Raw genomic sequence first — 289 nt, 5'->3', positions numbered from 1 at the left:
AGTGTCATGATCGGTTCTTTCATCGGCGGCATCTTCATTGGACTTGTCGGACTTCAAGCGTTTGTTCTTGTTGGACCTGGTCTTGCAAGTATGTCGATGTTTATATCTGACGAGCTTCCACGCAACTTCATGTTCGCAGTGATTGGTTTTGCCATCTCATTTGCTGTTGCGTTTGCTGCTGCCTTTATTTTAGGAAAGGATCGAAAGACAGAAGAAACAGAAAAAGAAGCAGAGCCAGGTGTTTTCGCTGAAAAACTTGGCGCAGATGAGACGTTCAAAAGTCCAGTCA

1 protein-coding gene is annotated in these 289 nt (G+C 44.6%); it reads left to right on the top strand.

Features of this window, described 5'->3' with window-relative positions:
• On the top strand, positions 1-289 hold a 289-nt coding region (locus tag CH339_RS25540; RefSeq protein WP_210207399.1), incomplete at both ends, for a hypothetical protein.

Source organism: Rhodobium orientis (genome assembly GCF_003258835.1).
GTDB lineage: Bacteria > Pseudomonadota > Alphaproteobacteria > Rhizobiales > Rhodobiaceae > Rhodobium > Rhodobium orientis.
The sequence above is the reverse complement of the archived record's forward strand: the minus strand, read 5'-3'. Positions and strand labels throughout refer to the sequence as shown.